General features: G+C 71.1%; 15 protein-coding genes and 2 pseudogenes (1 of these 17 only partly in view). 13 read left to right on the top strand and 4 right to left on the bottom strand.

Annotated elements, in window-relative coordinates; translation table 11 throughout:
- Positions 1-20: 20 nt before the first annotated feature.
- Positions 21-530 (bottom strand): cysteine dioxygenase family protein, encoded by a 510-nt coding sequence (locus M2157_RS28920; RefSeq protein WP_280858072.1) that lies wholly within the window; start codon positions 528-530, stop codon positions 21-23.
- 700 nt (positions 531-1230) lie between these two features.
- Here M2157_RS28920 and M2157_RS28925 point away from each other — a divergent pair.
- The 3 genes and pseudogenes from M2157_RS28925 (at position 1231) to M2157_RS28935 (ending at position 6813) form a co-directional block, all read left to right on the top strand.
- Entirely contained in the window at positions 1231-1494 is a 264-nt protein-coding gene (locus M2157_RS28925; RefSeq protein WP_003990679.1) for a WhiB family transcriptional regulator, read from the top strand.
- A gap of 183 nt (positions 1495-1677) precedes the next feature.
- Complete coding sequence (locus tag M2157_RS28930) at positions 1678-5337, top strand: glycosyltransferase (RefSeq protein WP_280866634.1); 3660 nt, start codon at positions 1678-1680, stop codon at positions 5335-5337.
- A pseudogene (locus M2157_RS28935) lies at positions 5334-6813 on the top strand (DUF5719 family protein). Before M2157_RS28930 ends, M2157_RS28935 begins: the two are co-directional and overlap by 4 nt.
- Positions 6814-6835: 22 nt before the next feature.
- Here M2157_RS28935 and M2157_RS28940 read toward each other — a convergent pair.
- Positions 6836-7279: a metallopeptidase family protein gene (locus M2157_RS28940; protein WP_280858069.1), complete on the bottom strand. Its 444-nt coding sequence runs from the start codon at positions 7277-7279 to the stop codon at positions 6836-6838.
- Between the two features lie 355 nt (positions 7280-7634).
- Here M2157_RS28940 and M2157_RS28945 point away from each other — a divergent pair, with 355 nt between their 5' ends.
- The 7 genes from M2157_RS28945 (at position 7635) to M2157_RS28975 (ending at position 15218) form a co-directional block, all read left to right on the top strand.
- Positions 7635-8006, top strand: coding sequence for a DUF3499 domain-containing protein (locus tag M2157_RS28945; RefSeq protein ID WP_280858068.1), 372 nt, complete (start codon positions 7635-7637; stop codon positions 8004-8006).
- A gap of 143 nt (positions 8007-8149) precedes the next feature.
- Positions 8150-9766, top strand: a complete 1617-nt coding sequence (locus tag M2157_RS28950) for an L-lactate permease (RefSeq protein WP_280866635.1) — start codon at positions 8150-8152, stop codon at positions 9764-9766.
- Positions 9767-9880: 114 nt separating this feature from the next.
- Positions 9881-11248: a phosphomannomutase/phosphoglucomutase gene (locus tag M2157_RS28955; RefSeq protein WP_280858067.1), complete on the top strand. Its 1368-nt coding sequence runs from the start codon at positions 9881-9883 to the stop codon at positions 11246-11248.
- 189 nt (positions 11249-11437) lie between these two features.
- Positions 11438-11608: a Trm112 family protein gene (locus M2157_RS28960; RefSeq protein WP_007382472.1), complete on the top strand. Its 171-nt coding sequence runs from the start codon at positions 11438-11440 to the stop codon at positions 11606-11608.
- 156 nt (positions 11609-11764) lie between these two features.
- Positions 11765-12892, top strand: a complete 1128-nt coding sequence (locus M2157_RS28965; protein WP_280858066.1) for an SIS domain-containing protein — start codon at positions 11765-11767, stop codon at positions 12890-12892.
- 45 nt (positions 12893-12937) lie between these two features.
- Complete coding sequence (gene manA / locus M2157_RS28970; RefSeq protein ID WP_280866637.1) at positions 12938-14089, top strand: mannose-6-phosphate isomerase, class I; 1152 nt, start codon at positions 12938-12940, stop codon at positions 14087-14089.
- 145 nt (positions 14090-14234) lie between these two features.
- Entirely contained in the window at positions 14235-15218 is a 984-nt protein-coding gene (locus M2157_RS28975; RefSeq protein ID WP_280858064.1) for a cation diffusion facilitator family transporter, read from the top strand.
- A gap of 89 nt (positions 15219-15307) precedes the next feature.
- Here M2157_RS28975 and M2157_RS28980 read toward each other — a convergent pair whose 3' ends face one another.
- Positions 15308-17446, bottom strand: coding sequence for a fructose-specific PTS transporter subunit EIIC (locus M2157_RS28980; RefSeq protein ID WP_280866638.1), 2139 nt, complete (start codon positions 17444-17446; stop codon positions 15308-15310).
- Positions 17447-17936: 490 nt separating this feature from the next.
- Between M2157_RS28980 and ahcY the strand changes: the two are divergent.
- Both ahcY and M2157_RS28990 read left to right on the top strand, forming a co-directional pair.
- Positions 17937-19395, top strand: a pseudogene (gene ahcY / locus M2157_RS28985) (adenosylhomocysteinase).
- A gap of 132 nt (positions 19396-19527) precedes the next feature.
- Positions 19528-20157 carry a hypothetical protein gene (locus M2157_RS28990; protein ID WP_280858061.1) on the top strand — a complete coding sequence of 210 codons (630 nt, stop codon included), beginning with the start codon at positions 19528-19530 and terminating at the stop codon, positions 20155-20157.
- Between the two features lie 62 nt (positions 20158-20219).
- On the opposite strand, the gene M2157_RS28995 is transcribed toward M2157_RS28990, so the two are convergent.
- Positions 20220-21230: an RDD family protein gene (locus M2157_RS28995; RefSeq protein WP_280858060.1), complete on the bottom strand. Its 1011-nt coding sequence runs from the start codon at positions 21228-21230 to the stop codon at positions 20220-20222.
- A 130-nt stretch (positions 21231-21360) separates the two neighbouring features.
- On the opposite strand from M2157_RS28995, the gene M2157_RS29000 reads away from it, so the two are divergent.
- Positions 21361-22277, top strand: the 5' portion of a protein-coding gene (locus M2157_RS29000) for a stage II sporulation protein M (RefSeq protein WP_280866639.1). It continues 91 nt past the right edge of the window; the window shows 917 of its 1008 coding nt (coding positions 1-917); its start codon is at positions 21361-21363; its stop codon lies off the right edge, out of view.

Here is a 22277-nt window from a genome sequence, read left to right on the forward strand (position 1 = left end):
CAGGCGGGTACGACAACGCGTCATGCGGTTACGACGTCCACCTCGCCGTGGGTCTCGCGAGCGGTGCAGGCGGTGTACATCGGCATCTCGGTCAGCCCCGGGTAGTAGACGTGCAGACTCACCGCCGGCTCCAGCGCGTCGTTGACGACTTCGTGCACGTACCCCGGCGCGAACACCCGCTGCGCCCCCGCCCCCAGCGCGCGCGTGCCCCGCTCGGCGCGCTCGGTCAGCGTGCCCTCCAGGACGGTGAGGACCCCCGAGGAGCGGCCGTGGTCGTGCAGCCCGCTGCCCTGACCGGGGACCCAGGACAGCAGCCACACCTCGTAGCCGGGCCCGGTACGCAGCCGGTGGTACCAGCGGCTCGTCGCGTCGTACTGGACGAGGTGCCCCCACTGCGAGCGGTCGGCGGCGATGGAGCGTGCCAGGCCGACGAAGTCGGCGACGGTGGCCGGGTGCTCGCGCGGGGCCTGGAGGAGGTGCGGGACCTCTAGGAGGTCGCCGGCGATCTGGAGGTCGTTGTCGCTGTTCATGGGTGCGATGGGTCCTCGGCGGAGAGTGTGGGGGCTGGCTGGGTGTCGCGTACCGTCCGCCCGGATCACGGGAAGACAGGAATGCCCGGATGCGGGCGGGGAACAAGCAGCCGAGTCACGGTGGACTCAGAGGCAGCCGGAGCGCGTTGGGCTCAACAGCTGGAACAGCAACAACAGCTACAGCGAGCGCGGGCAGCACCGTGGGACCCGGCAGTGCGGGTCGAGGTGAGTGCCAAGTTCGCGAGCATGCCCACAAGGACAGCGGGTCACACGTTCACTGTCAACTCGACACCCGGGAAGTGGGACATGTTTCACCTCATCCGGTCCATCTCCCTGATGAAAGGTTTGTTCACGCGCCTACCGGGACACATGGCGCACAACCGGGCGCACGGGCCGCGACTTCGCACGACTTCCACGGGCGCACACGGAACGAGTTCGAACTGATGGGCGTCCTTCCCCGTACAGGTCCGAAAGGGCCGGCACGGCTCGGCAGCCCGCTCGGGTCTCGTCTGCTTGTCAAGGTTTAGGCCGATTTGAACACTTTCTGCAAGGCCTTGGTTCCGCAGAGTGAATAAGGGGCTCAATAGCAGATCTCGGCTTGACTCGCCCGGAGCAGCACACTTGTAATTTCACTCGTGTCGTTCAGCCGAAATCGGTAACGGCCGTCACACGGGGACGCGAAGACAGACGAGGGGCGCACATGACCGAGCTGGTGCAGCAACTGCTGGTCGACGACGCGGACGAGGAACTCGGCTGGCAGGAGCGCGCGCTGTGCGCCCAGACCGACCCCGAGTCCTTCTTTCCCGAGAAGGGCGGCTCGACCCGCGAGGCCAAGAAGGTCTGCCTGTCCTGCGAGGTCCGCTCCGAATGCCTCGAATACGCCCTCGCCAACGACGAGCGCTTCGGCATCTGGGGCGGCCTGTCGGAACGCGAACGCCGCAGGCTGAAGAAGGCCGCCGTCTGACGCGAGGCACGCGTCGCCGCACTTTTCGTACGCAACCGAACGGCCCGTCGCACGTGGGTTATCCACAGGCGGCGGGCCGCCGCCTTGCCCAGCCGATAGTGTGGGCGCTCGTCCGAGACGCCTCGCCGCCCCCTCAGGGCACAGGCGCCCACCGCAGTCCACCGAACCGGGGCCCGTACCTCGATGTCCGTGCACAGCCACACGGCAGCCCAAGACCACGCTGCCACTCCTGAGTTCCCGCGTCATGTGGTGACCGCGGTGCTCGTCTCCCACGACGGCGCCCGCTGGCTGCCCGACGCGCTCGCCGGGCTGCTCGGCCAGGAGCGCCCCGTGCAGTTCGCCATGGCCGCCGACACCGGCAGCGCGGACGACTCCGCCCAGCTGGTCACCGACGCTCTCGGGGCCGACCGGGTCCTGCACCTCGCCCGGCGCACCGGCTTCGGCCAGGCCGTCGAGGAGGCCGCCCGCACCGCTCCCGTCCTGACGCCGGACCAGCTGCCGTATCTGAAGCGGCCCAGCGGCTGGGACCCGGTCACGCGCACGTGGCGCGACGACGCCTACGACCTGCCGGAGCTGCCGCACGGCGAGCCGGTCCAGTGGCTCTGGCTGCTGCACGACGACTGCGCCCCCGAGCCCGACGCCCTGGCCCAGCTGCTGCGCGTCGTGGAGAACGAACTGGAGCTCGGCCGGGACGACGTCGCCGTCGTGGGCCCCAAGCTCCGCGGCTGGTACGACAAGCGGCAGCTCCTGGAGGTCGGCGTCTCCATCGCCAACTCCGGCCGCCGCTGGACGGGCCTGGACCGCCGCGAACAGGACCAGGGCCAGCACGACCACGTCCGGTCCGTGCTGTCCGTGTCCACCGCGGGCATGCTGATCCGCCGCGACCTGTTCGAGCAGCTCGGCGGCTTCGACCGGCGCCTGCCCCTCATGCGTGACGACGTCGACCTGTGCTGGCGTGCTCAGGCCGCCGGCCACCGCGTCCTCATCGCCCCCGAAGCCGTCGTACGCCATGCCGAGGCGGCCTCCCGGGAGCGCCGTACCGTCGACTGCGCGGGCCGCACCACCGCGTCCCCGCACAAGGTCGACAAGGCGGGCGCCGCCTACACCCTGCTCGTCAACACGCGTACGGCCGCGTTGCCCTGGGTGCTCGTGCGCCTGGTCCTGGGCACAGCGCTGCGGACCGTCGCCTACCTCGTCGGCAAGGTGCCCGGACAGGCTCTCGACGAGATCCGCGGCCTCCTCGGCACCCTGCTGCGGCCCGAGCGGATCATTGCCGGGCGGAGCAAGCGGGGCACGCCGGTCGTCGACAAGGACGAGCTCAGGCAGCTGTTCCCGCCGCCCGGCGCGACCGTCCGGGCCACCGTGGAACAGGTCGCGGGCAACTTCTTCGGCGGCTCCGACGCCGAGGCCTCCGCGGCCGGACGCCATGGCGGCGGCATCGAGTCCGGGCCCGGCGGCGACGACGCGGACTTCCTGGAGATCGAGCAGTTCGCCCGCCTCAAGCGCGTCGCCCGCAAGCCAGGACCGGTGCTCTTCCTGGCGCTGCTGCTCGTCGCCCTGATCGCCTGCCGCAACCTCCTGGGCGGCGGCGCGCTCGCGGGCGGCGCCCTGCTGCCCGCCCCGGCCGACGCGAGCGAGCTGTGGTCGCGCTACACGGACGCGTGGCACGCGGTGGGCGCCGGCGGCACCCCGTCCGCGCCGCCGTATCTGGCGATCATCGCCGCGCTGTCCTCCGTACTGTTCGGCTCGACCGGTCTCGCACTGACGGTCCTGCTGGTCTGCTCGGTGCCGCTGGCCGGCTTCACGGCCTACTTCGCCTCCCGCCCGCTCGTCGAGTCCCGCCTCCTGCGCGCGTGGGGGGCAGTCGTCTACGCCTTCCTGCCCGCCGCCACCGGCGCCCTCGCCGGCGGCCGTGTCGGCACCGCCGTCCTCGCCGTCCTGCTGCCGCTCATCGCGCGCGCGGGCGTCGTGGCCGGCGGCCTGACGAACACCACGGGCACGCGCGGCAGCTGGCGCGCCACCTGGGCGTTCGCGCTCATGCTCACGATCACCACCGCGTTCACGCCGATCATCTGGCCGATCGCGCTGATCCTCGGCATCGGCCTGCTGGTCGTGCGCCGCACCGACATCACCGCCTACGGCCTGCGCTTCCTGGCCCAGTTCGGCACCCCCCTGCTGGTCCTCGCCCCCTGGTCGCTGACGCTGCTCCCGTTCGGCTTCTTCGAGCAGGCGGGCCTCGAGTACGGCTCCTCGGCCGCCTCCGCCCTCGACCTGCTCGGCGCAAGCCCCGGCGGCCCCGGCACGGTCGACGGGCTGATGCTCATCGGCGTGGTGCTGGCGGCCCTGGCCGCCCTGCTGCGGACCGAGCGCCAGTTCGGCATCTGGACGGCCTGGGCGGTGGCCCTGGTGGGCCTCGTCTTCGCGGTCCTGTCCAACGACTCGACGTGGGCGGGCCCCGCCACCCTGGTCTACGGCCTCGCCCTGCTGGCCGCCGCCATGCTCGGCGCCGACGGGGCACGCGCACGCGTGGCCGAGCAGAGCTTCGGCTGGCGCCAGCCGGTCGCCGCCCTGATCGCCTTCGCCTCCGCCGCGGGCCCGCTGCTCGTCGCCGCGGGCTGGATGATCGGCGGCGCCGACGGACCGCTGGAGCGCCGCGACCCCGTACAGGTGCCCGCGTTCGTCGCCGAGGAGAGCGGCACCCGCGACCAGGCCCGCACCCTCGTCCTCGACAGCGACTCCGCGGCGCACGTCGGCTACATGCTGGTGCGCGGCTCCGGCGCCCGCCTCGGCGACGCCGAACTCGCGGCGGCCGACGGTGAGAACGACAAGCTGGACAAGGTCGTCGCGAACCTCGTCGCCGGCTCCGGCGCCGACCAGGCGAACCAGCTCGGCGGCTTCGCCGTGCGCTACGTCCTCGTCCACAAGGGCGCGCCCCGCGAGGTCACGCGCGTGCTGGACGCCACGCCCGGCCTGACCCGGCTCAGCCAGCAGGACGGCAGCGGACTGTGGCGGGTCGACCAGGAGGTCGCGCGCGCCACCGTCGTCGCCAAGTCCGGATCCGGTACCGCGCAGCCCGTGGCCGCGGGCCCCGTGGACATCCACACCACGGTCCCGGCCGGCGCCGACGGCAGGATCCTGCGCCTCGCCGACACCGCCGACGAGGGCTGGACCGCCACCCTGGACGGCAGGCCGCTGACCCGCACCACCGTCGACGGCTGGGCCCAGGGCTTCGAGCTGCCCGCCTCCGGCGGCAAGCTGGACGTCACCTTCGACGATCCCTTCACCCACACGCTCTGGCTGTGGATCCAGGGCTTCCTCGCCGTCGTCCTCGTGGTCATGGCCCTGCCCGGCCGCCGCCGCGACGTCGACGACGACCTTCCCGAGGAGCCGTCGATCCCCGCCCAGGCCGTGGCGGGCGAGGGCCGCCGCGCCCGCCGTCTGCGTGCCCAGGCCGAGGAGGCCGCGCGCCCCGAGGACCTCCCCCCGCCTCCGCAGGAGGCCCCCGCCGCGGTCCCGCAGCAGCAGTCCTACGGCGACTGGGACGCCCCGACCTACGCGAACGCCGAGTACGGCACCTACGGCGGCGAGCAGTACCAGGGCACCGCCCAGCAGTACCCGACGGGCGGCTACGACCAGCAGCCGTACCAGGCGGACCCCTACCAGGGCGGCCAGTACGACCCGTACGCCTACGGCGGCCAGAACCAGCAGGCGTCGTACGACCAGACGACGTACGGCGGCCAGTTCGAGCAGCAGTACGACCAGGGCTACGACCCCGCGTACGACCCGGCGCAGCAGCACCCGGACGCCACCGGCAGTGAGCGTCCCGACGGGAGTCAGCAGTGAACCGCACCACCGTGTCCCTCCTCGCCGGCACCGCCGCGCTCGCCGCCGTCACCGGGTTCGCCACGCTCAGCTCACCGCAGGCCGCCGGCACCGCCAGGACGGCCGCCGAGCTGCCCGTGGAGCGCACCAGCCTGCTGTGCCCGGCGCCCAGCACCTCCGACATCGCGGAGACGTCGTACACGTCCTTCACGCCCGTCACCAAGGGTGCGGACAGCGGCGGCAAGGGCGAACTCCGGGCGGCCGCCGAGGAGTCGGACGGCAAGAGCGCGGGCAAGAAGGCCGGCAAGCCGGTCCTCAAGCCCGAGGAGCCCGGCAGGCCCGCCACCGGGGAGACCTCCGGCGGCGACGCGCAGGCCCTCGTCGGCACCGCCGAGGGGAAGTTCGCGCCCGGCTGGACCGTCCAGGAGACCACGAAGGTCGCCGCGGGCTCCGGACGCGGGCTGCAGGGTGTCAACTGCTCCGCCCCCGACACCGAGTTCTGGTTCCCGGGCGCGAGCACCGCCGCCGACCGCACCGACTACGTCCATCTGACCAACCCCGACGACTCCGCCGCCGTCGTCGACATCGAGCTCTACGGCAAGGACGGCGCCCTTGACTCCACGCTGGGGGAGGGCATCACCGTCGCGCCGCACTCCAGCGACCCGATCCTGCTGTCCACGCTCACCGAGGAGAAGCAGGAGAACCTCACCGTCCATGTAAACGTCCGCAGCGGGCGCGTGGGCGCGGCCGTGCAGGCGCTGGACGACAAGCTCGGCGGCGACTGGCTGGCCGCGTCGACGGACCCGTCCGGCAGCCTGGTGCTGCCCGGCATCCCGAAGGACGCCACCGCCGTGCGCCTGGTCGCCTTCACGCCCAGTGACTCCGACGCCGACCTGAAGGTGCAGCTCGCGTCCCCCACCGGCCTGATCACCCCCGCCGGGAACGAGACGCTGCACGTGAAGGCGGGCATGACCACCTCCGCCGACCTCGGCGACGTCACCCGCGGGGAGGCCGGTTCGCTGGTCCTGACCCCCACCGACACATCCGTGCCGGTGGTCGCCGCCCTGCGGGTCGTCCGCGGCAAGGGCGACGACCAGGAGACGGCCTTCATCCCGGCCACGCGTCCGGTCGGCACGCGCGCGACGGTCGCCGACAACAGCGCCAAGGGCACCACGCTCTCGCTGACCGCCCCCACCCGAGCGGCCACCGTCAAGGTCACGGCCTCGGCGGGCAGCGAGGGCGGTGAGGCCGTGACGAAGACGTTCACCCTCAAGGCGGGCACCACGGAGAACGTGGCAGCCCCCACCCCGACCGGCCTCAAGGGCACCTACGCCCTCACGGTCGAGCATGTCTCGGGAGGCCCGGTCTACGGCGCCCGCACCCTGACGGCCACCACGGACGGAGTGCCGGGCTTCACCATCCAGGCCCTCCCGGACGACCGGGGCATGGGTGGCGGTGCCGGAGGCGGACCAGGACCTGTCGGTGCTGCAGAAGTAGCCCGGGATGATCCGCGGGCGGTTCAGTCCTCGCCGTACCGCGGATCCACGGTCTCCGGAGTGAGCCCCAGCAGCTCGGCCACCTGCTCCACGACGATCTCGTGCACCAGCGCCGCCCGCTCGTCACGCCCCTTGGTGCGGATCTCCACCGGCCGCCGGTAGACCACCACGCGCGCGGGGCGTCCCTCACGCGCCGCAATCGTCCCGCCCAGCGGCACCGCCTCGTCGTTCCAGGACTGTCCGTCCAGCCGAGGCACCTCCAGGACCAGGAAATCGATGTCGGCGAGCTGTGGCCAGCGCCGCTCCAGGCGCTCCACGGAGTCCTGCACCAGGTCCGCGAACGCCTCGGCTCGACTCGCGGCGAGAGGCACCTGCGGCGGGGCGATCGGGCCGCGCATGCCCCGTCCGTGGCGATCACGGCGGCGGGGCCCGGGGCCGGTGGCGCGGGGCGGTACAGGGTTGTCCATCACTGGTGAAGGGTAATCCTCGCCGCACCCCCGCGTGCGCCGCCCACGCGGTACCCCGGACGCGGTCCGAAACGGCGTACGGCCGCCCCGTACGGCATGTCGGCAGTTGACCAATCCAGCCAAGGTTGGGCTCGAATCCGTATCTCTCCGAGACCGCCGATCTGGGGCAATTGACATGGTTTGCGCCAACTGGTGATCGGTTTCAGGTGTGTTCGGCCCCTCGAAAGCGGGTGTCCGCGCAGGTCATCGCGGTGTGACGGGAGTGCCGTGTGGGACGTTTCACAGCACGACACGGTGGGGTGACCTGGGGGAGAGTCGTCGCGGCCCGTTCAAGAGTGCGGTACCGTCCAACGTCGTGAGCCCTGTACGTCGCTGTTCGCGCACCGCTTGCGGCCGTCCCGCCGTCGCGACGCTGACGTACGTCTACGCCGACTCGACCGCGGTCCTCGGCCCGCTCGCCACCTACGCCGAACCCCACTGCTACGACCTGTGCGCCGAGCACTCCGAGCGCCTCACCGCCCCACGAGGCTGGGAGGTCGTCAGGCTCCTCGACGCCTCGGCCCCGGCCCGGCCCAGCGGGGACGACCTGGAAGCGCTTGCCAACGCAGTGCGCGAAGCGGCCCGTCCGCAGGAGCGCGCCGCCGAAGCCGGCGGAGCTCGCGCGGCCGACCCGATGGAGGTCGCACGCCGCGGTCATCTGCGGGTACTGCGCTCTCCCGACAACTGACCCGTCTTCCAGGCGCGTTCGGCGCGCTTTTCGCTCGCTGACCCACGCACGCCCCATTGACGTGAACTTGGCGCGGACACGACCATTCCGTTAAGCAGAAGTGAGAAATCGCTTTCCGCCTGACGGAATCGGGGGAGGCGCCCGTGTACGTCCAGGAACTCGAACCCGTCGCCGACTCGCTCGGGCTGTCCGCCCTCGTCGCGGCCCTGCCCCTGCTGATCGTCCTCGTTCTGCTCGGCGGCGTCCGCATGAAGGCGCACCTGGCGGGCCTCACAGGCCTCCTGGCGGCCGCTCTGGTCGCCTGGCTCGCCTATGGCATGCCGCTGGGCCAGACCGTCTCCAGTGCCGCGCAGGGGGCCGCCTTCGGGCTCTTCCCCATCCTGTGGATCGTCGTCAACGCCCTGTGGGTGTACCGGATGACCGTCCGCACCCGGCACTTCGACATCCTGCGCCGCTCCTTCGGGAGGCTGTCCGACGACCCGCGCATCCAGGCCCTCGTCGTCGCCTTCTGCTTCGGCGCGCTCCTGGAGGCCCTCGCCGGGTTCGGCGCACCGGTCGCGATCTGCTCGGTCATGCTCGTCGCCCTCGGCTTCGACCCGGTGCGCGCGGCGGTTGTCGCGCTGGTCGCCAACACCGCCCCGGTGGCCTTCGGCGCGATGGGCACACCGGTCGTGACACTCGCGCAGGTCACCGGGCTGCCGTTGGACGACGTGGCGTCCGTGGTGGGCCGTCAGACGCCTCTGCTGGCCCTCGTGGTGCCTCTGGTGCTGGTCTTCCTGGTCGACGGCAGACGGGGCCTGCGCGAGACCTGGGTGCCCGCACTGGTCTGCGGAGTCGCCTTCGCCGTCGCCCAGTTCGCGGCCTCCAACTACGTCTCCGCGCAACTCGCCGACATCGGGGCCGCCTTGGCCGGCGCGGGTGCCCTGGTCGCCGTACCGCACGCGCGCGTACCGGCCGACGAGTCCGTACGCGCGTCCGTGCTGACCGGCGCGCGCAGCGAGGACCTCGACGAGACGGACCCGCGCGGTGAAGTCCTGCGCGCCTACGCCCCATACGCGCTGATCGTCGTGATCTTCTCCGTCGCGCAGGTACCGGCCGTCAAGGACTGGCTGGCGAAGGCGACCCGGATGTACGACTGGCCCTTCCTCAACGTCGTGAGTCCCGACGGGGATCCGGTCGGCGGCAACGTCTTCACCTGGCCGATCGTCTCCACCGGCGGCAGCCTCGTGCTGCTCGCGGGGATCCTGACAGCCCTCGTGCTCGGCGTGCACGCGCGCGTGGCGGTCCGTGAATGGGCGGCGACCGTCCATGAGTTGAGGTTCGCGATCCTGACCGTGACGTCCGTGCTGGCGCTCGCGTACGTCATGAACCTCTCCGGACAGGCCGCCACCATCGGCCACTTCGTAGCGGCCGCGGGCGCCGGACTGGCCTTCCTGTCGCCGGTCCTCGGCTGGTTCGGAGTGGCCGTCTCCGGTTCCGACACCTCGGCCAACGCGCTGTTCGGGGCGTTGCAGGTGACCGCCGCGCGGGAGTCCGGGCTCTCCCCGGAGCTGCTGGCCGCCGCCAACAGCTCGGGCGGGGTGCTCGGCAAGATGATCTCGCCACAGAACCTCACCATCGCCTGCGCGGCCGTCGGGCTCGCGGGCCGTGAGGGGGACCTGCTGCGCAAGGTGCTGCCCTGGAGCCTCGGACTGCTGCTGGTGATGTGCCTGATCGTGGTCGGACAGAGCTCACCGGTCCTGGGCTGGATGCTTCCCTGACCCCGTCGACGCCGTCTGACCTCAGGTAACGGCTCGGAGTCCACTTGGCTCCCGCACAACCCGCTGTCAGTGGCTACGGGTAGTTTGTGGTGACCGACAGGACTTTCAGAAGGGTTGGCCGTGGCTGATCTGTCACAGCTCGTGAAGGCGTACGACGTGCGGGGAGTCGTTCCCGACCAGTGGGACGAGACGCTGGCCGAGCTCTTCGGTGCCGCCTTCGTCCAGGTGACCGGGGCGAGCGCGATCGTGACCGGCCACGACATGCGGCCCACGTCCCCGGGTCTGTCGCGGGCCTTCGCGCGCGGAGCGGCCGCCCGCGGCGTGGACGTCACCGAGATCGGCCTGTGCTCGACCGACCAGCTGTACTACGCCTCCGGCGCGCTGAACCTGCCGGGCGCGATGTTCACGGCCTCCCACAACCCCGCCCAGTACAACGGCATCAAGATGTCCCGTGCGGGCGCGGCCCCGGTCGGCCAGGACACCGGCCTCGCCGAGATCCGCGAACTGGTCGAGCGGTGGAGCGAGGCGGGCGCCCCGGAAGCGGCCGCGGGGACCGGCACGATCACGCAGCGGGACACGCTGGACGACTACGCGGCCCACCTGCGCTCCCTCGTCGACCTGACCTCCATCCGCCCCCTGAAGGTCGTCGTGGACGCGGGCAACGGCATGGGCGGCCACACCGTGCCGACGGTGTTCGCGGGCCTGCCCCTGGACGTCGTCCCGATGTACTTCGAACTGGACGGCACGTTCCCGAACCACGAGGCCAACCCCCTCGACCCGGCGAACATCGTCGACCTCCAGAAGCGGGTCCGCGAGGAGGGGGCCGACCTCGGCATAGCCTTCGACGGCGACGCCGACCGCTGCTTCGTCGTCGACGAGCGCGGAAACCCGGTCTCCCCGTCCGCCATCACCGCCCTGGTGGCCTCCCGCGAGCTCGCCAGGCACGGCGGCAAGGGCACGGTCATCCACAACCTGATCACCTCCTGGTCGGTCCCGGAGGTCGTCAAGGAGAACGGCGGCACACCGGTACGCACGCGCGTGGGCCACTCCTTCATCAAGGCCGAGATGGCGAGGACCGGCGCGATCTTCGGCGGCGAGCACTCGGCGCACTACTACTTCAAGGACTTCTGGAACGCGGACACGGGCATGCTGGCGGCCCTCCACGTCCTGGCCGCACTGGGCGGCCAGGAAGACCCGCTCTCGTCCCTGGTGGCCCAGTACGACCGTTACGTCGGCTCCGGCGAGATCAACTCCACGGTCGCCGACCAGACGGACCGCCTGGCCGCGATCAAGGCGGCCTACGAGGGCCAGGAGGGCGTACAGCTCGACGAGCTCGACGGCCTCACGGTCACCACCCCCGACTGGTGGTTCAACGTCCGCCCCTCCAACACGGAACCCCTCCTGCGCCTCAACGCGGAGGCGAGGGACGAGGCGACGACGGCGAAGATACGCGACGAGGTACTGGCGATCATCAGAGCCTGACGGAACGCGGCTGCCGGGGGCGAGGTGGCGGGGCGAACGACCAAGTCGCGGCTCGGGCCCCGGCGTAAAAACCGCGACGGGAACCCCCACCCGCCGACCTCGCCCCAACCCCGGCGCCCCCCTCTCCCCGGCGGTACCCTGACCAGGCACATCCGCACATGCAGCCGTCCGCCCCCGAAGGGAACCCCCATGCCGCTCGAAGCCGGCCTCCTGGAGATCCTCGCCTGCCCGGCCTGTCACGCCCCCCTCAAGGAGCAGGACACCGAGCTGATCTGCACCGGCCAGGACTGCGGCCTGGCATACCCGGTCCGCGACGGCATCCCCGTCCTCCTCGTCGACGAGGCCCGCCGCCCCGCGTGACGTCCCCGCTGCCGCCGTAGGCGAGACAGCGACCCAGCTGCCGTAAGAGCGACAACGACACAGCGACCACCGGAGTCCCGGACCCGCGCGACCGACGACCCGGCGAAGCGACAACCCGGCGTCCCCGGAGACCCGGCGATCGGAGGCTGCCGCCCCATGCTCGACGAATCGCTGCTAGACACCCCCGAGGCCCTCTCGGAGGCCGACCGCCGAGGCCTGCTCCGCGGCGCCGCGGAGGCCGGCGCCCGCGTCCGCACGGCAGCCCGGCACGCCGCCGAGGCGGGGGTGAACGACCTCAAGCCCGACGGCCGCCCCCGTGCCGTCCTCATCGCAGGACCCGGCGCCGCCGCCACCTGCGCCGCCGACCTCCTCGGCACACTCGCCGGCGCCGGCAGCCCCGTCACCCGCCTCGCCCCCACCGGAGTCGCCCCCGCCGCGGGCGCCCTGCGCTGGGAACTCCCCGGCTGGGCGGGCTCGGTCGACCTGCTTCTGATCGCCACTCCCGACGGCACCGAACCGGGCCTGTCCCTGCTCGCCGACCAGGCCTACCGGCGCGGCTGCACGGTCGTCGCGGTGGCGCCCGGCCGCACACCGCTCAGCGAGGCGGTCGAGGGCGCACACGGCATGTTCGTGCCCATGGCCACGGCCCCGTACGAGCAGGCCACACCCCTCACCGCATCCGCCCCCGGCGTCCTGTGGGCCCTGCTCACACCGCTGCTCGCGATCCTCGACCGCGCCGGCCTGCTCACCGCCCCGCCCGACACGCTCGAGAAGATCGCAGACCGCCTCGACCAGATCGCCGAGCGCTGTGGCCCCGCCATCGCGACCTACAGCAACCCGGCCAAGACCCTCGCCGCCGAACTCTTCGACGCGCTCCCGGTGATCTGGACCGAGGGCACCTCCGCAGGGCCCGCGGGCCGCCGTTTCGCCGCCGCTCTCGCCGAGCTCTCCGGCCGCCCCGCCGTGATCTCCGAACTTCCCGAGGCCCTCGCCGCGCACAGCACGCTGCTCGCCGGGCCGCTGGCCGCCAGCGCCGACCCGGACGACTTCTTCCGCGACCGCGTCGAGGAAGCTCCCGCGCTGCACGCGCGCGTGGTGCTCCTTCGCGACCGGCCCATCGGCGGTCTCAGCGCCGCTCCGGCCGCCCGTGACCTGGCCCTCAGCCACGACACGCCGATCAGCGAGCTGGAGCCCGAGTCCGGCGGCGAGATCGAGACCCTCGCGGAACTGATCGCCGTCACGGATTTCGCCGCCGTTTACCTGGCGCTCGCCTCGGGGGCCTGACGTTGCCCAGGACGCCCTGATCGCCGTACGTACAGAAAGAGCCTGATGGACCGCCTCGACAACACCATCCGCCCCTACGCCTGGGGTTCCACCACCGCCATCCCCGAACTCCTCGGCGTCCGCGCGACCGGTGAACCGCAGGCGGAGCTGTGGATGGGCGCCCACCCGGGAGCCCCCTCACGCACCGGCCGGGGCACGCTCGTCGAGGTCATCGCCGCAGACCCGGCGAAGGAACTCGGCGCCGAGGCCGTCGCCAAGTTCGGCCCCCGGCTGCCCTTCCTGCTCAAGATCCTTGCCGCGGGCGCCCCGCTCTCCCTCCAGGTGCACCCCGACCTCGCCCAGGCGAAAGAGGGTTACGACGACGAGGTGCGCCGCGGCATCCCCGTTGACGCGGGCCACCGCAACTACAAGGACGCCAACCACAAGCCCGAACTGATCTGCGCGCTCACCGAGTTCGACGGCCTGTGCGGCTTCCGTGAGCCCGCGCGCGCGGCCGAGTTGCTCGACGCGCTCGGCGTCGACTCCCTCAAGCCCTACGTCGACCTCCTGCACGCCCGCCCCGAGGAGGCGGCCCTGCGGGAGGTCCTGACGGCCGTCCTGACCGCCGACCGCGCGGAGATGGCCCACACGGTCACCGAGGCCGCGGCCGCCTGCGCCCGCCTCGGCGGCGACCACGCCCCGTACGCCGACATCGCCCACCACTACCCGGGCGACCCGGGCGTCGTCGCCGCGATGCTCCTCAACCACGTCCGACTCCAGCCCGGCGAGGCCCTGTTCCTCGGCGCAGGCATCCCGCACGCCTACCTGAGCGGCCTCGGCGTCGAGATCATGGCCAACTCCGACAACGTCCTGCGCTGCGGCCTGACCCCCAAGCACGTCGACGTCCCCGAACTCCTGCGCATCGTCCGCTTCGAGGCCGCCGACCCCGGCGTCCTCCGCCCCGAGGCGTCCCCGGACGGCGAGGAGGTCTACGAGACCCCCATCGACGAGTTCCGGCTCTCCCGCTACGTCCTTCCCGAAGGCGGCGCCACCCACGACCTGACCCGCCCGACCCCGCAGATCCTGCTCTGCACGGCAGGTTCCGTGCGAACCGGGGAACACGAACTGAGCCCCGGCCGGTCGGTGTTCGTACCGGCGGGCGAGAAGGCCGAGGTGTCCGGCACGGGCACGGTCTTCCGGGCAACGGTGATCGTGTGACCGTGACGTGTGATCGTATGACCGGGCCTGTGGACGGCTGAGACGTCCGTGCCGGGCGATGCTGCAAGAATGGCCCCCCGGCAAAGGACGGGCAAAGGCCTGGACGGGCACAGAGGCACTTGAGGCGAAGGGACAACGCGAGCAGATGAGCGCGTCAGGCGGAACCAAGGCGATCGTGGCGGCACTCGGCGCCAACCTCGCGATCGCGGCATCGAAGTTCGTGGCGTTCGCGTTCAGCGGCTCCTCGTCGATGCTCGCCGAGGGCGTGCACTCCCTCGCCGACTCCGGAAACCAGTTCCTGCTGCTGCTCGGCGGCAAGAAGGCCCAACGCGAGGCCACCCCGCAACACCCCTTCGGGTACGGCCGCGAGCGCTACATCTACGCCTTCCTGGTCTCCATCGTCCTCTTCTCGGTCGGCGGCATGTTCGCCGTCTACGAGGGCTACGAGAAGATCAAGCACCCTCACGAGATCGAGCACTGGTACTGGCCGGTGGGCGTCCTCGTCTTCGCGATCATCGCCGAGAGCTTCTCCTTCCGGACGGCCATCAAGGAGTCCAACCCGCTGCGCGGCAACCTCTCCTGGAAGGAGTTCGTGCGCCGCGCCAAGGCACCCGAGCTCCCGGTCGTCCTCCTCGAGGACCTCGGCGCGCTCGTCGGCCTGGTCCTCGCCCTCGGCGGCGTCGGCCTGGCCCTGCTCACCGGCGACGGCGTGTGGGACGGCATCGGCACCCTCTGCATCGGCATCCTGCTCATCCTGATCGCCCTCGTCCTGGCGGTGGAGACCAAGTCGCTGCTGCTCGGCGAGGCCGCCGGCATCGAGGCGGTCCAGAAGATCGAGGCCGCGATCGTCGACGGCCACACCGTCACCGGCATCATCCACATGCGCACGCTCCACCTCGGTCCCGAGGAACTGCTCATCGCAGCCAAGATCGCCGTCCAGCACGACGACACGGCCGCCGAGGTCGCCTCCGCGATCAACGCCGCCGAGTCCCGTATCCGCGAGGCCGTCCCGATCGCCCGCGTCATCTACCTGGAGCCGGACATCTACAGCGAGACCGAGGCCGCCAAGGGCGCCGACCGGGAGGCGACCCCCGGGGGACCGGCACAGCAGCCGACGGCCGGCCACTGAGGCTCTGTCGCGGTACGGCCTTTTGCTGCACGAGGACGGGGCCCGCCGGCTTTCTCGGCGGGCCCCGTCGGTTCTCGGTGCTCCGGCAGCTACCGGATCTCGCTCAGCACCTCCAGCACCGCCCCCTCGTCCGGCGCCGCGATGAGCCGCTCCCGGAACCCGGGGTCCATCAGTTTGCGCGACAGCAGCGCCAGGATCCGTAGGTGTTCATCGCCCGCAGCCGCCTCCGGCACGGAGATCATGAAGACCAGCCTGGCCTTCGTACCGTCCAGCGAACCCCACTCGACGCCCTCGGCGGACCGCGCGAATCCGACCACGGGCGCGGTCACCGCATCCGTCTTGGCGTGCGGAATCGCGATCTCCTCTCCGAGCCCGGTGGTTCCCTCCCCCTCCCGCCGCAAGGCGGTGGCCACCAGTTCGTCCAGGTCCGCCACCTTGCCGGTCCGGGCGAGCAGCTCGGCCATCTCCCGGATGGCGGCCTCCTTGTCGCGAGCGTCGAGGGCGACCTTCACGGTCTGCTCGGTGAGATAGCCGGAGAGGACTTCGCCGTCGGCTTCGGCCGCGGGGGTGCCGACGGCTTCGGTGCCCGCACGGGTGCCCCCGACGTTCGGCGTCCCGGTCGGTGACGCCTCCGCAGCGGACGCGCTCGACGAGGCCACGACCCGCTGCGCCACCACGGCACCGGCGGCTCCACCGGCCGCCGCACCTGCGCCCACCCCGACCAGCGCGGGCTCGAGCGGCCCGGCCGCGCCCAGTCCGGCCACCGGTGCCGCACCCTCGCGCCTCCGCTCGCTGACGTCGACCAACGTGACCGTCGTCAGCGCGGTGACCGCGGTGCCGATCAACACGGCCACGAAGAACATCGGCACCCCGCTCACCGCGCCCAACACCGCCACGATCGGCCCGCCGTGCGGCACCGCGTCCTCGACCCCGGCGACACCGGCGATCGCGCCGGCCACCGCGCCGCCGAGCATGTTGGCCGGAATCACCTGCGCCGGCCGCGCCGCGGCGAACGGGATCGCTCCCTCGGAGATGCCGAAACAGCCCATGAACAGCGCGGCCAGACCGGTCTCCCGCTCCTGCTCGGTGTAGAGGCGCTTCCGTATCAAGGTCGCCAGTCCCTGTCCGAGCGGCATGACCGGGATCGCGGCCGCGCACATGCCCATGACCGTCTGGTTGCCGGTCGCGATCAGCCCCGTGCCGAACAGGAAGGCCGTCTTGTTGACCGGCCCACCCATGTCGAACGCGATCATGAGCCCCAGAATCGCGCCCAGCAGGATCGCGCTCGTGCCCGTCATTCCGCTGAGCCAGTCGGTCAGGTGCTCGAACACCCAGGAGATCGGCTTCCCGATGACGTAGATGAAGAACAGTCCCAGTGCCGTGGTCGCCACGATCGGGATCACGATGATCGGCATGATCGGCTGCACGAACTTCGGGACCTTGACCTTCTTGATCCACAGCACCAGGTACCCGGCGAGGAAGCCGGTCACGATCGCCCCGATGAATCCGGCGCCCGCCTTGGAGTCGTACAGGTCACCCGTGTTCGCGATCCAGCCACCGATCATGCCGGGCACGAGGGCGGGCCGGTCCCCGATGGCGTAGGCGATGTATCCGGACAGGATCGGCACCATCAGCGTGAAGCCGATGACACCGATGTTGTTGATGTCCATCCAGAAGGAGTCCTTCGGGATGACCAGGCCCCCGGACGGATCGGTGTGCCCGCCGAGCGAGAGCGAGATCGCGATCAGCAGCCCGCCGACCACCACGAACGGGATCATGTAACTGACCCCGTTCATCAGCGCCTTGTACGCGACGCTCCGCTCCTTGCCACCGCCCGATGCCGATGCCGCCGGGGTGGCGCCCGCCGTGTGCACCGGCGCAGACCGCACCCGTTCGATCAACTGCTCAGGGTGGTGGATCCCTTCCGCCACCCCCACGGTCAGAACGCGCTTGCCCACGAAACGGCTCAGGTCCACGTCCTTGTCCGCGGCGATGATGACGCCGTCCGCGTTGCTGACATCGTTGTCATTCAGGACATTTTCAGCCCCGATCGAGCCCTGGGTCTCCACCTTCATATCGATGCCACGGCTCGCAGCGGCCTGTGCGAGCTTCTCCGCGGCCATATATGTGTGGGCGATGCCGGTCGGGCACGCGGTCACCGCGAGCAGCTTCAACCGTTGCTGCTCGCTGCCGTCGCCCGTGGGGGGAGGTCCGGCCGGACTGGTCACGTCGATCTCCTCACGCCTTTGTCCCGCGGAAACGCCGTCCCGGACGCCCCGCAAGATCGATCAGATCTTCCGATCTCTTCGCATCCTCCCTCACCTGCCCAGACCGACCGAGAAGCAAAAGTCCCCGGATGACCTGGTCTGATGTCGCCTGTTCCGCAGTTCTCAGGCCTGTTGTCACCTGAGTCACGGCACCCTGTCAGGGCGACTGACGGCGCCCCGCCGACATCCCGGACGGCCGCCCATGATCGGCCTGATGTATGCGGAGGCGGACTGGGGTGCCCCGGCCGACCGGTGTAGCTTGGGACGGAGCCAGACGTCGCTGCTGATGGCGGTCGGGCGGTCCGCACGCGGACCGACCGAGGGAGAGAGGGCCTCCGACGGACTGCGCTGCGCGCACCGGGCATGCCTGTGTCCTCTTCGGGCACCCCTGTGTCCGCCGCCGCGCAGACCAGCAGTACTTCCGCGCCCCAAACCCGAGGAGCAGCACCACATGACGACTGTCGACAACCGACAGGACTTCAAGGTCGCCGACCTCTCCCTGGCCGAGTTCGGCCGCAAGGAGATCACCCTCGCCGAGCACGAGATGCCCGGCCTGATGTCGATCCGCAAGGAGTACGCCGAGACGCAGCCGCTCGCCGGCGCCCGCGTCACCGGCTCCCTGCACATGACCGTGCAGACCGCCGTCCTCATCGAGACCCTCGTCGCCCTGGGCGCCGAGGTCCGCTGGGCGTCCTGCAACATCTTCTCCACCCAGGACCACGCGGCCGCCGCCATCGCCGTCGGCCCGAACGGCACCGTGGACAACCCCCAGGGTGTCCCCGGTCTTCGCCTGGAAGGGCGAGACCCTGGAGGAGTACTGGTGGTGCACGGAGCAGGCGCTGACCTGGCCGAACACCCCCACCGGCGGCCCGAACATGATCCTGGACGACGGCGGTGACGCCACCCTCCTCGTCCACAAGGGCGTCGAGTACGAGAAGGCCGGCAAGGTTCCCTCCGTGGACACCGCCGAGTCCGACGAGCACCGCTGCGTCCTCGAACTCCTGCACCGCACCATCACGGACGGCTCGCAGAAGTGGACCCAGCTGGCCTCGGAGATCCGCGGCGTGACCGAGGAGACCACGACCGGCGTCCACCGCCTGTACGAGATGCAGCGCGACGGGGTCCTCCTGTTCCCGGCGATCAACGTGAACGACGCCGTCACCAAGTCGAAGTTCGACAACAAGTACGGCTGCCGTCACTCCCTGATCGACGGCATCAACCGCGCCACCGACGTTCTCATCGGCGGCAAGACCGCGGTCGTCCTGGGCTACGGCGACGTGGGCAAGGGCTGCGCGGAGTCCCTGCGCGGCCAGGGCGCCCGCGTGATCGTCACCGAGATCGACCCGATCTGCGCTCTGCAGGCGGCGATGGACGGCTACCAGGTCACGACGCTGGACGAGGTCGTCGACAAGGCCGACATCTTCGTCACCACGACGGGCAACAAGGACATCATCATGGCCTCGGACATGGCCAGGATGAAGCACCAGGCGATCGTCGGGAACATCGGTCACTTCGACAACGAGATCGACATGGCCGGTCTCGCCAAGATCCCGGGCATCGTCAAGGACGAGGTCAAGCCGCAGGTGCACACCTGGAAGTTCCCCGACGGCAAGGTGCTCATCGTGCTGTCGGAGGGCCGTCTGCTGAACCTGGGCAACGCGACCGGCCACCCGTCGTTCGTGATGTCCAACTCCTTCGCGGACCAGACCCTGGCCCAGATCGAGCTGTTCACCAAGCCCGACGAGTACCCGACCGACGTCTACGTGCTGCCCAAGCACCTCGACGAGAAGGTCGCCCGCCTCCACCTGGACGCGCTCGGTGTGAAGCTGACCGAGCTGCGCCCGGAGCAGGCGGCGTACATCGGCGTCGAGGTCGGCGGCCCGTACAAGCCGGACCACTACCGCTACTGAGCCGTACGGCACAGCAGCAGACCCTCCGAGGCAGGCCCCCGCACCCCCGTGTCGGGGGCCTGCCCCTTTGGCCCTGTGACCCCTCGCCGTGTGACCGTCAGGCCGGACAGCCCGTCAGAACCCAGGACCCCCATGCCCCGCGGCCGTTATTCGCTCCACGATCCGCACGATCACACCCCCCTCGCAGAAGAGCACTTCCAGTGCGCCCCCGGCCCGTCCGGTTGGCGCTACGTCTCCCAACTGACCACCCCCGGGGGCGATCACAGCGGCTCGGTCGACCTCACCCTCGACGAACTCGGCCGCCCCATCCGCCTCGAACTGCATGCCGCGAGCTGGCAGGTGCGCGGTGCCGCTCTCGACGGCGTCACCTGGGTCCGCACAGACCCCACCGGGGCCCACGCCACGGAAGGCAACGTCGCCGCCCACGCCTTCACCGGCACATCCCCCGCATTCCTCGTCGCCACCACCCGTCTCCTGCGCCTCACCCCCTCCGCATCAGCAACCCGCGTACGCCTTGTGGCCTTCACGGATCCCGTCCTCGCCCCGCGCACCGTGGACCAGTCCTGGACCTTGCTGAAAAGAGAAACACACGCCACTGACAACGGCCCGCTGACCGTGGAGGAATACCAGGTCACAGCCCTGGACACGGGCGAACAGCACACCGTGCACATCGCCGGCGACGTGGTCCTCGCGGCCCCCGGGATCGAGCTGGAGGACCTCGAATCACCGCCGTCGACGTTCCCTGCACCACCGCTGGACTGAAGCGACCTCAGCGGGTGTCCGCTCCCGTATCTGACATCAGCGGCATCCGTTCGCCCGCGGGATCACGCCGGTGGAGCGAACCCGGACGCGGGCCTGCCCTCCGGCGGCACGGCGGCCCGGGGCCCCTCGGAGGACTCCCCGGACGAGACTCCATCCACCGGAACCCCTGGACGCGCCACGCCCGGAGCCGCCTCGACGTCGTACGAGACAGGCGGCTGAGGAGACAACGGAGCAGTGGGCTGCGCCCCCGGATACGCGTAACCGCCCTGCACCCCGGCCGCGGGGCCGGACCACGAAGCAGCAGACGGCCCGGCTACGGTCGTACCGCTGCCGTAGGCCCGCCGGGCCTCGCGGGCCTGCCGTTCCTGCACCACCGCCGCCAGATACGCGCCCGGCGGCACATCCTGCGGCGCAGGAGTTCCCGTATGCGCCGCGAGATCGGACGCCAGCCGCTCCGCCATGGCCCAGCCGACCTGCGGGTCGAGTTGATGCATCCGCGTCAGGTACTGACGGATGGCAAGCCACAGGCCATCGGGAACCGCCGAGAGATCGAGCCCGGAGAACCGGCCGGCCAGCCAGGGCGGAGGCGGCGGCACGAATCCGCTGGGCCCCACCGGAATGCGCTCCCGCACGACCAGCGTCCCAGCGAACACGTCACCGAGCCGACGGCCCCGCGCCGACACGAGCGAGGCGATACAGGCCACGACCCCGAACGTCATGAGAATCTCGATCACACCGATCGCGCCCCGCACCAGCGCATGCCGGAAGCGGATGGGCCCGCCGTCGTCCCGGACCACGCGAAGCCCCACCGCGAGCTTCCCCAGCGATCGCCCATGACTGAGCGTCTCCACCGCGATCGGGCCTCCCACCAGTACGAGCAGGAACGCGGCGATCGAGAGCGCCATCTGGGCCGCGTCGTCCAAAGAAGCGGAAGCGGCCACCAGCGCGACGGTCACGGCGATGTACACCACCACGGCCACGATCAGATCGATCAGCACGGCCAACGCCCTGCTGGGCAGCCTCGCGGGGCGCAGCTCAAGCGCCACCGCCTCGCCCGTCACGAGCTCACTCACGCCTGCTGTCCTTCCCCTGACCCGACTGGTCAACGGCCAGTCTGCCAAGCTGAGGGCGCATCGCGTCGCAGTACGACAAGCTGACACTCATGACGGACCGCCGACGATCAGCCGAGGAGCAGGCAAACCGATGGACCTCGACGTCTTCGTCACCGCCCACCGAGCCGAATGGGACCGCCTCGACGCCCTGCTCCGGCGCCAGCGCCGCCTCAACGGCGCCGAAGCGGACGAACTCGTCGCCCTGTACCAGCGCACCGCCACCCACCTCTCGCTGATCCAGTCCAGCGCACCTGACCCGCAGCTCACCGGCCGGCTCAGCCAACTCGTGGCACGCGCGCGTAGTGCCGTCACAGGAACCCGCCGTGCCTCCTGGCGCGATGTCACACGCTTCCTCGCCCACGGCTTCCCCGCCGCCGTATATCGATCGCGGCACTGGTGGGTGCCCACCGCGCTGCTGTCCGCCGTCGTCGCAGCCCTCCTGGGCTGGTGGATCGGCACTCATCCCGAAGTGCAGTCCTCCATCGCGGCCCCCAGTGAACTGCGCGAGCTCACCCGCCCCGGCGGCCAGTACGAGACGTACTACTCGAGCCATCCCGCGGCATCCTTCGCCGCCCAGGTCTGGACGAACAACGCCCAGGCGGCTGCCCTGTGTCTGGTCCTGGGGATCTTCCTGGGCCTCCCGGTCCTCTGGATCCTGTTCCAGAACATGCTCAACCTCGGCATCGGCATCGGTCTGATGTCCTCGGTGGACCGTCTCGACACCTTCCTCGGCCTCGTGCTCCCGCACGGCCTCCTCGAACTCACGGCGGTCTTCGTCGCAGCCGGCACCGGCCTGCGTCTCGGCTGGACCCTGATCGATCCCGGCCCCCGCTCCCGACGCACGGCACTGGCGGAGGAGGGACGAGCTGCCGTGGGCATGGCGATAGGCCTCGCGCTGGTCCTGTTCGTCTCCGGCGCCATAGAAGGCTTCGTCACCCCCTCGGGGCTGCCCACCTGGGCCCGCATAACCATCGGGATCGTCGCCGAGCTGGCCTTCCTCGCCTACGT

The sequence above is a fragment of the Streptomyces sp. SAI-127 genome (genome assembly GCF_029894425.1).
Lineage (GTDB): Bacteria > Actinomycetota > Actinomycetes > Streptomycetales > Streptomycetaceae > Streptomyces.

Bases quoted from the DNA above. Each gene is read 5' to 3' on its own strand.
- M2157_RS28990 (WP_280858061.1), top strand. From the start codon at position 19,528: ATGCCCCGCGGCCGTTATTCGCTCCACGATCCGCACGATCACACCCCC.
- M2157_RS28940 (WP_280858069.1), bottom strand. From the start codon at position 7,279: ATGGACAACCCTGTACCGCCCCGCGCCACCGGCCCCGGGCCCCGCCGC.
- M2157_RS28960 (WP_007382472.1), top strand. From the start codon at position 11,438: ATGCCGCTCGAAGCCGGCCTCCTGGAGATCCTCGCCTGCCCGGCCTGT.
- M2157_RS28975 (WP_280858064.1), top strand. From the start codon at position 14,235: ATGAGCGCGTCAGGCGGAACCAAGGCGATCGTGGCGGCACTCGGCGCC.
- M2157_RS28965 (WP_280858066.1), top strand. From the start codon at position 11,765: ATGCTCGACGAATCGCTGCTAGACACCCCCGAGGCCCTCTCGGAGGCC.
- M2157_RS28930 (WP_280866634.1), top strand. From the start codon at position 1,678: ATGTCCGTGCACAGCCACACGGCAGCCCAAGACCACGCTGCCACTCCT.
- manA (WP_280866637.1), top strand. From the start codon at position 12,938: ATGGACCGCCTCGACAACACCATCCGCCCCTACGCCTGGGGTTCCACC.
- M2157_RS28920 (WP_280858072.1), bottom strand. From the start codon at position 530: ATGAACAGCGACAACGACCTCCAGATCGCCGGCGACCTCCTAGAGGTC.
- M2157_RS28925 (WP_003990679.1), top strand. From the start codon at position 1,231: ATGACCGAGCTGGTGCAGCAACTGCTGGTCGACGACGCGGACGAGGAA.